Here is a 10,361-nt window from a genome sequence, read left to right on the forward strand (position 1 = left end):
TGGCTCACAAGGCCCCTTGGGCTCGAGACCAGGGGTTATGCGCTTCTTTCGGATTGGGGAGCGGGGTTAACGCGTACCTCAGGCGTTGTCGCCGCGCGACTCGGCCTCGCGGATCGCCGCGTCGATCCGCGGTCCGATCACCTCGAGCGCGTCGGTACCGACGATCCCGAGGTGATCGGCATCGACGTCGACACGGGTGACCCGCCCGCGGAGGAACGGTGTCCAGCGTCCGGCGGTGCTGTCCGGGTCGGCCTCCCCCGCCGCCGCGACGACGAGCATCGCGTCGCCGTCGTAGGTTCGGGGCCGATGGTCGACGGTGCGTCGGGCCGACGTCGCCATCCGCTGGAGCATGCGGTCGAACGCGGGTCCGTCGAGGAGTCCGAGTCCGACGACCCGCTCGCGGACCGCCGCCGCCATCGCGGCCGGATCGTCGGAGGCGGTCACCGCGTCGATGTCGATGACCGCTCGCCACCCGCCGAGCAGGTCCGCGACCGTGGCTCGCGCATCTTCCGCGGACGCCTCGGCGCGCGCCGGCGCCCCGTCGGTCTCGAGTTCACCGCCGGTCTCGAGTTCGTCACCGGTCGCGGGATAGCTGTCGAGGAGGCCGAGGAACCCGACTTCGGCACCCTGCGAATGTAATTCGGCCGCCATCTCCTGGGCGATGAGCCCGCCGAGGGACCAACCGACGAGGTGGTAGGGCCCCTGCGGGACGATCGCCCGGATCTCGGCCACATACCGCGCGGCGAGTTCGCGGATCGACGTGGCGGCCGTGTCGCCGGCCACCACGAAGGGGTCCTGCAGACCGAAAACCGGCCGGTCGTCGAGATACGTTGTGAGACCGGCGAACAGCCACGCCAACCCATCGGCGGGGTGGACGCAGAAGACCGGTTCGCGGCTGCCGTCCGCCCGTAGCGGCACGACGACCTGGCCCCGCGTGGCGGCGGTGTCGGCGGATTCCTCGTGCGTCGCCTGAGCAGCGAGCCGGGCGCCGAGATCGCGCGGTGTGGGTCCGGCGAAGATCCATGCGACCTCGACGGGCAGTCCGGTCCGTCGTCGCAGCAGCGACACCAGCCGAACCGCCGACAGCGAGGTCCCGCCGAGGTCGAAGAAACCCTGGTCCGCGTCGGTCACCGCAGTCCCGGTGATCTCCGACATCGCTTCGGCGACCGTCACTTCCCAGCGGCTGGTCGGGGCCGCGGGCTCGGCGTCCTCGCGTCCCCCACCGGCTGCGGTCATGAGCGCCGCGGCCTCGCGGCGTCCGGGTCGGCCGTCCGCGCCGACCGGGATGGCGTCGACGACGCTGATCACCGTCGGAATACAGTGTGCGGGCAGCACTCTCGACAGCTCGCGTCGGAGGTCGGGGGCGCCGGGGCCGTCGCGGTCGGCCACGACCCAGGCCCCCACCTCGACTCCGTCATCCGTCGGCTGACCGTCGGACGCCGGCGCCACGACCGCCGCAGTGGCGACGCCCGCCACCGCGTTGAGTGCCGCCTCCACCGCATCGAGATCCACTCGCCGCCCGCCGATCCGGGGGTGACGCTCGACCGGCCCGAGGATCTCCGGTCGTGTCATCGAGGCGTCGATCCACCGCGCCCACATCCCCGTCGCGATCAGCGAACCGTCTCCCGCGCGCTCGTACAGCTCTCCCGGCACCCGCGCCGGTGCCGCCCGGCTCGCGCTGTCGAGGATCAGCGACGCACCGTCAACGGCACCGGTCACATCGACCTCGTCCAGCACCGTGTCGATGTCACCGGTCACGGCGTCGAGCATGCGTAGGAAGACGTCGCGTATCGATTCAATCGTCTCGATGTCGAACAGCGCTGCGGCGTAGTCGATCTCGCCGACCAACTCGACAGCCTCACCGACGGACCGCTCCGCGAGACCGAGGGTGAGGTCGACCTTCGCCGGCGGCGGCCCCGGTTCGACGGTCACGACCTCGAGACCGTCCACGATGAGCGGCTCGGCGTCCGCGCCGATACCGGGCAACGTCGATGTCCCGGACGACTCGCCGAGGTAGTTGATCATGACCTGCACCAGCGGCGCGTGGGCGGTGGACCGAACCGGGGTGAGGTGCTCGACGAGGGTCTCGAACGGGATGTCGGCGTGCGCGAAGGCCGCGAGATCGGCGTCACGAATCCGGCGCAGCAGGTCCTCGATCGTGTCCTCGGAGTGCACCGATGTGCGGAGCACCACGGTGTTGACGAACATCCCGATGAGCCCGGCCGTGGCCGCGTGCCCGCGACCGGAGATGGCGGCGCCGACGCTGATGTCCCGCACATCGGCCACACGGGCGAGTGCGGCGACGAAGGCGGCGTGACAGACCATGAACGGGGTCATCCCGTGCACGCGTGCGGTCGCCGCCACCGCCGCGCTGCGCTCCTCGCCGATCTCGAGGGGCAGCCGACCACCGGTGGGGTCGGCGATCGGTGGACGCGGACGGTCACCGGGGATCTCCAGTGCGGCCGGAACGTCGGCCAGCGTCTCGGTCCAGAACGAGTACTGCGCCGCCATCGGTGAGGTCGGGTCGTCGAGGTCCCCGAGCACATCGCGTTGCCACAGCGCGTGATCGGCGTATGCGATCTCCGGTACCTCGATCGACCCGTCTTCGGGGCGTCGACCGTTGCGGTACCCACCGAGGACTTCCGCGGCCAGGATCGCCAGGGACGCCGCATCGCCGGCTATGTGGTGCAGTACCAGCACGACTCGACACACCGGCGGCGCCGCACCCTCGGCTGATACCAGCGATGTCACCACACGCAGCGGCAGCTGCGTCGTCACGTCGAATCCCTCCGCGCACAATGCCATCGCGTCCTCGGGCGTCCCGGCCGATTCCCAGCGCAGTCGGGCCGCCGCGACCGAAGGATCGAGGATGTGCTGGAGCGGCACCCCGTCGTCGCCGAGCGGGTAGACGGTCCGCAGCGGTTCGTGTCGCGTCATCACAGCCGCGACCGCGGCGCGTAGTGCGTCGACATCGAGGAATCCCCGGATGTCGAATGCCATCGGCATGTTGTACGTCGGGGACGTCACGTCGAACTGGTTGATGAACCACAGTCGTTGTTGCGCGTACGACAACGGGATGCGCTCGGGCCGGGGCCGGGCGACGAGCGGATGGTCGGAGACCCGACGACGCGTGACGAGTTGCGCGAGCTCGCGGACCGTCGGGGTGCGGAAGAGGTCGCGCACATCGAGGTCGGTCCCGAGCTGCTCGCCGATCCGGGCGACGACCCGCATCGCGGCGAGCGAGTTGCCGCCCAGATCGAAGAACGGCGTCGTCACCGAGATCTCGTCGAGTCCCAGCACGTCGGCGACGACGACGGCCACCGCCCTTTCGACGGCGTCGGCGGGCGGCACCATCTCGACCGGCTCGCTCCGCGGCGCGGGCAGGGCCCGGCGGTCGAGTTTGCCGGTCGCGGTCACCGGAACCGAATCGAGGACCACCCACTGCGTCGGGTGCATGTACTGCGGCAATGCCTGCCGCAGATGCTCACGGATCGCGTCGAGATCGACACGGCCGGCGAGGTATCCGACCAGTGCATCACCCGCCGGACCGCTCCGGACGGTGACCGCCGCGTGCGAGATGCCGTCGACGCGGGCGAGGACGGTCTCGATCTCCCCGAGCTCGATGCGCTGTCCGCGCAACTTCACCTGGAAGTCTGCCCGGCCGAGGTATTCGAGCGCACCGGAGGCGTTCCAGCGCACCAGGTCACCGGTCCGGTAGAGGCGCCCTCCGTGCGGGCCGGTGGGGTCGGCCACGAACCGTTCGGCGGTGAGGTCGGGCCGGGCGGCATAGCCGCGCGCCAGCTGATCGCCGCCGACGTACAGCTCGCCGACCACCCCGACCGGCGCCGGGCGCAACCCGTCGTCCAGCACCCACGTGGTGGTGTTCGCGTTCGGGCGCCCGATCGGCACGATCACGTCGCCGGGGGCGAAGCGGTAGGCCGTCACCTCGACGGCCGCCTCCGTCGGCCCGTAGAGATTGTCGAGGTCCGCCTGCGGCACGAGCGCCGCCATGGCCTCGGCGGTGGCGGCCGGCAGTGCCTCGCCCGACGCGTTGACACGCCGCAACGACGACAGTGCCGCGCGCCTCCGCGGGTGGTCGCCGATGTACTCGACGAACGCCGCCATCATCGACGGCACGAAGTGCACCGAGGTGACCCGATGCCGCTCGATCTCGGCGAGGACATGGGCCGGGTCGATGTGGCGGCCGTCCTCGACGATGACGAGGCGGGCCCCGGCCATCAGCGGTTCGAACAACTCGGGGACGGACACGTCGAAGGTGACCGGCGTCTTGAGCAGAACGGCATCGTCGGGACGCAGCGGGGAACGCACCGCCATCCATGCGAGTCGGTTGAGTACGGCGCCGTGACTGACCGTGACTCCCTTCGGCGTTCCGGTCGAGCCGGACGTGAACAACGTGTAGAGGGCGTTGCCCGGACGCGGGCGACGGAGTTCCGGCCGGGGACCCGAGCGGTCCTCCGGCGGGGCGTTTCCGTCGACGACGAGGGTCGGTACCGACAGACCGGACAGCGCGGACGGGGTCACCTCAGCGGTCAGGATGACCGCGATCGACGCGGCGTCGACCATCGCGGCCACTCGTTCGGACGGAGTCGACGGGTCGATGCTGACATAGCTGCCGCCGGCCATCACCACCGCGTGGATCGCGAGCACCAGCTCCACCGACCGCGGGATACACACGCCCACGGCCACTTCCGGACCCACGCCGTGTGCGGACATCGTCTCGGCCAGCTGGGTGATCCGGTCCATGAACTCGCGGTAGGTCACGGATCGCGCACCGGCCACCAGGGCCGTCGACTCCGGTGAGCGTCGCGCGGCCGCCTCGATCGCATCGGTGACCGTCGACCACGGCACCGAGAGATCGGGGCCCACGACCAGTTCGGCGATCCGCGCGCGCTCGGACGCGTCGGTCAGGTCGATGGCACCGACAGCCATGTCGTCGGCACCGACGACCGCCTCGAGGACCCTGGTCAGGCGGGTGATCGCGGTGCGCGCGGTCCGCTCGTCGAACAGGTCGGTGGCATAAACGATCTCGACGTCCCACGCGCCTTCGGGACGGATCGTCACCGCCACGGTCAGGTCGAGCTGGGTGGTGCCGGTGGACGCCTCGATCGGTTCGAAGGTCAGTTTCGCCGATCCCGAGGGGTCGGTCCCGACGGTTCCGGTGTCCTGATCGTGCAGCACCGACAGCATCACCTGGCTGATCGGGGCGAACGCCTCCGACCGGACCGGGGACAGCCGGTCCACCAGGTACTCGAACGGCACATCGGCGCGGGCGAGGGCGTTGATGTCGTCGATGCGCACCCGTTCGAGGAAGTCCCCGACCGGGGTCCGGGGGTCGACGTCGGTGCGCAGGACCACGGTGTTGACGAACATTCCCACGAGGTCGTCGAGACGCGCATGGCCCCGTCCGGCAACCGGGGTGCTGATCACGATGTCGCGGGTCGCGGACAGCCTGGCCAGCACGATCGACAGCGCGGCGTGGACGACCATGAACTCGGTGGCCCCGTGGGCGCGGGCCGTGTCCGCGATCCGCTGTGTCAGTTCGGTCGGGATGGCCGCGATGACGCGACCGCCCCGTTGCGACGCGACCGCCGGTCGCGGCCGGTCCGTGGGCAGCGGGAGGAGGTCGGGGATCCCCGACAGTCGATTCACCCAGTAGCCGACCTGGCGACCGAGAACGGACTCCGGCGAGTCGATGTCCCCCAGCGTCTCCCGTTGCCACAGTGCGTGATCGGCGAACTGGATCGCCGGCGCGGCCGCCGCTGGCGCATGGCCCGCGGCACGCGCCAGATAGGCCCCCCACAGATCGGCGACGAGCGGCCTCATCGACTCACCGTCGGCGGCGATGTGATGCAGTACGACGACGAGGACGTGGTCGTCGGTGTCGATCCCACCGTCGCCGACCGCGAACAGGCGAATACGCAGCGGCAGTTCGGTGGTGATGTCGAAGGCGGCATCACCGACGAGTGCGGCCGGGTCGGCGGGCTCCCGCGGAGCCGCGATGTCCTCCCACCGCAGGCGGGCCCGGGCCTCGTCGATCGGCAAGATGTGCTGCCGCGGTTCACCACCCGGCGCCGGGAACACGGTCCGCAGGATCTCGTGGCGGTCCAGCAGGTCGACGACGGCGGCGCGTAGCGCACCCCGGTCGAGCCGGCCGCGGAGGCGGACGGCCATCGGGATGGTGTAGGCCCCCGAATTAGGATCCAACCGGTTCAGGAACCAGATCCGTTGCTGCGCATACGACAGCGGAATGTGCGCGGGCCGCGGATCGACACGGCGCAGCGGCGGCGGTCGTGACGCGTCGTCGTAAGCTGCGTCGACGCGACGAGCAAGCAGGCGAACCGTCGGCGCCTCGAAGACGTCACGGACACCGACGCGGACCCCGAAGGCGTCCCCCGCGCGGGCACTCACACGCGTGGCCGACAACGAGTTGCCGCCGATGACGAAGAAGTCAGCGGTCACCGACACGTCGTCGAGTCCGATAACCTCGCCGACGATGGCCGCGAGTAACCGCTCGGTGTGCGTCGACGGCGGAACGCGTTCGGCGTCGGCCTTCGACGGCTCGATGGCGGGGAGGCCGGCGCGGTCGATCTTCCCGATCGGGCTGCGCGGCATGGAGTCGAGCACCGTGAGTGCCGCCGGGACCATGTGCGATGGCAGATGGGTCGCGAGATGTTCACGGAGGGCGGAGATCTCGACCGGCCGTCCGGGCTCGACGGGTTCGACGTAACCGGCCAGCGAGGTCACCGGGTTCCCGACCCCGATGACCGCCGCCGTCCGCACCTGCGGGTGTGCGGTCAGGACGGCCTCGATCTCACCGAGTTCGAGCCGTTGTCCGCGCAATTTGACCTGGAAGTCGGCGCGGCCGACGTAGACCAATCCGCCACTGCGGTCCCGGCGCACGAGATCCCCGGTCCGGTACATCCGCGTGCCCGGTGCCCCGTCGACGGCGGCGACGAAGCGCTCGGCGGTCAGCGCCGGCCGTCCGTGGTAACCGCGTGCGAGTTCGGGACCGGCGAGGTACAGCTCCCCGACGACCCCCGGCGGCACCGGATGCAGCCGCTCGTCCAGGACATGGGCGCTCGCGCCGGGGACCGGGCTGCCGAGGTGGACCGGCTCGTCGACGCCGATCGGGGGCGAGGTGACGCTGATGATCGTGGTCTCGGTGGGTCCGTAACCGTTGTGGAACGCCACGTGCGCGGCCCACCGGTCCTTCTCCGTGTCGGGGACGGCCTCGCCGCCGACGAGGACGTCGGTCATGGGCAGGCGGCCGGGATCCGGCAACGACGCCGCCACCGACGTCACCAGGAAGGCGTGGGTGGTGCGGTGCGTCGTGATGAAGTCGGCGAGCTCGCGGCCCCCGTACACCTCGGGAGGCGCGACGACGAGCGTCGCAGCACTGCCGTAGGCACCGAGGACCTCGAGCATGGCGGCATCGAACGCGGGCGAGCTGATCCCCAGCCAGCGCGCGTCGGACCCGGATCGGTGCCGGTCGCGCAGCACCGTGCTGACACCCGCAAGGCCGCGGTGCGTCACGAGCACCCCCTTCGGCGTCCCGGTCGATCCGGAGGTGAAGATCATGTAGGCGCCGGAGTCGGGTGCCACCGGCCGCTTGCGACGCGGCGGGTCGAGCGCCGGGCGTCTGCGCAGGTCGGCGACGAGCGCCGCGTCGAGCAGCAGTCGCGGCGGCCACGTGGAGGCCGTGTCGGCGGTCGGCCCCTCGACACTCCCGTCGGTGAGCACCAGCCCGGCGTTCGCGGCGTCCAGGACCCGAGCGATGCGTTCCGCCGGGTAGCGGGGGTCGATCGGGCAGTACACCGCACCGGTCTTGGCCACTGCCCACAATGCGAGCTGCGCCGTCGCCGAACGCGGGAACGCGCTGACGACCACGTCCTCCGGACCGATACCGCGGTCGATGAGGACCGTCGCGAGATGCGAACTCGCCGAATCGAGTTCGGCATAGGTCCAGACGTGTTCGGGGTCCGCTACGGCGGGGTCGACGACGGCCGGGTGGGTCGGACGCATCCGCGCCGCGTCGGTGAGCAGGTCCGAGAGGAGGCCCGGGGCGGGATCGGGGTCGCCCGAGACGAGCGGGATCATCTCCTCGTCCGGGGTCAGCAGCTCGAGGTCCCCGACCGGCAGTGTGCTGTCGCCAACCGCGGACGTCAGTACGCCGACGAATCGGTCCGCGAGCCGGCGTGCGGCGGATTCGTCGAAGAGGTCCGTTGCGTAGGTGAGCGAACCGCGCCACGGAGCCCCCTCGGCCGGGTCCGTCAGAACACCGAGGGTCAGGTCGAGTTTTGCCGAGTTGTCCTCGACGGCAACGGGTTCGACGTCGAGACCGGCGACCTGCCCATCAAGGGCGCCGGGGGCGGCGAGATCGGACGTGGTGAGCAGCACCTGGACCAGTGGCGCGTGGGACGCGGTGCGGGCCACCCCGAGTTCGTCGACGACGTCATCGAAGGGCACGCCGGCGTGATCGAGGGCGTCGAGATCCACCTCGCGCACCACCCGCAGGAGGTCGGCGAACGGCTGTGCGGGGACGATCGGGGTCCGCAGCGCCACCGTATTGACGAACATGCCGATCAAGTCGTCGGTGTCGCCGTCGCGGCCCGCGGCGGCGGTCCCGATGACGACGTCGCGACTCCCCGACAGCCGACCCAGCACCGCGGCGAGTGCGGCGTGGAGCACCATGAATGCGGTGGCGTCGCCGGCGCGGGCGAGGATGCCGACCCCCTGCGCGACGCGTCCGGGGATGACGAACTCGACGGTCGCGCCCCGCATCGTCGGCGTGGCCGGACGTGGGTAGCTGGTGGGCAGATCCATGAAGACCGGGGCGCCGTCGAGCCGGCGGGCCCACCACTGCCGGTGCTCGTCCGCTCGTCCGGCGGCCCGTAGGACGTGATCGGCGTACTGGAGCGGGAGCGGCGGCCAGTCCGGGCTCCGACCGTCGCGTCGTGCCGAGTACGCGGTGAGCAGATCGCGCGACAGCGCCCGGCCCGACTCGCCGTCGGCGGCGATGTGATGGATGCTGACGGCCAGCAGCGCACTCGTGCCGGGGTCGACGTACACACGGGCGCGCACGGGCAGGTCACGGGTCAGGTCATATGGCTCGGCGGCGACGGCCAGCGCTTCGGACTCGGAATCCGCCACCGCCCAGTCGAATCCGGGATTCTCCGGATCGACGTCGTGGATTCGTTGCTCGGGGCGTCCGTCGCGGGACACCGGGTAGGTGGTCCGGAGAACCTCGTGACGCGCGACCACGTCCGCGAGCGCTCGACGGAGATGTTCGACCTCGACCGTGCCGCGGAGTCGGAATGCGAACGGGATGATGTACGACGCCACCGCCGGCTCGTACTGGTTGATGAACCACATGCGGCGCTGGGCGCTCGAGAGAGGCAAGACCGACGGACGGGCCGGTGCAGTCGACCGATCCGGGACTGCGGTTCCGGCCCCGGCGATGTCTGCCGCCTGAGTTCGACGCGCGAGATCCCGGACCGTCGGGGCGTCGAAGACGTCTCGCACCCGTACCGGGACGCCGAGCATCCGGGAGACGCGGGCCGCGAGTCGGGTCGCGGCCAGCGAGTTGCCGCCGAGATCGAAGAAGCTGTCGGTCACCGACACCGAGTCCGCGGCAGACAGCCCGAGCACGTCGGCGAAGACACCGGCGATCGCGACTTCGGCGTCGGTCTCGGGGAGTACGCGTTCGGCGGCGACGAAATCCGGCGCGGGCAGCGCCTTGCGGTCCACCTTGCCCGCGGTGTTCGACGGCAACGCGTCCAGGACGACCCAGGACGTGGGCCGCATGTACGCGGGTAGCTGCTCAGCCGTCGCGCTCAGCTTCTCGACGTCGACATCCGCTCCGGTGACGTGAGCCACGAGTTGTTCTCCCGCAGCGAGTTCCATGACCGAGACCACCACCTGGGCGACACCCGGCGTGGTGCCGAGGACGGTTTCGATCTCCCCCAACTCGATCCGCTGCCCCCGCAACTTCACCTGAAAATCAACACGACCCACATACTCCAACTCCCCCACACCACTCCACCGCACCCGATCACCCGTCCGATACAACCGCACACCCACCCCACCAAACGGATCCGCCACAAACCGCTCCGCAGTCAACCCCGCCCGCGACGCATACCCCCGCGCCACCTGCACACCACCCAGATACAACTCACCCACCACACCCACCGGCACCGGACGCAACCGCGAATCCAACACCCACACCGACACATTCGGCACCGCCCGACCAATCGGCACCACCACCTCACCACCCGACACCACATACGACGTCACATCCACCGCCGCCTCAGTCGGCCCATACAAATTCACCACCCGCACCC

1 protein-coding gene is annotated in these 10,361 nt (G+C 70.6%); it reads right to left on the reverse strand.

The features are described 5' to 3' along the window. Positions 1 to 78 precede the first annotated feature (78 nt). Positions 79 to 10,359 carry an amino acid adenylation domain-containing protein gene (locus FFS52_RS19745; RefSeq protein WP_349291725.1) on the reverse strand — a complete coding sequence of 3,427 codons (10,281 nt, stop codon included), beginning with the start codon at positions 10,357 to 10,359 and terminating at the stop codon, positions 79 to 81. Positions 10,360 to 10,361 lie beyond the last annotated feature (2 nt).

The organism is Gordonia sp. ALPHA1B1, assembly GCF_005502615.1.
GTDB classification, from domain to species: domain Bacteria; phylum Actinomycetota; class Actinomycetes; order Mycobacteriales; family Mycobacteriaceae; genus Gordonia; species Gordonia hongkongensis.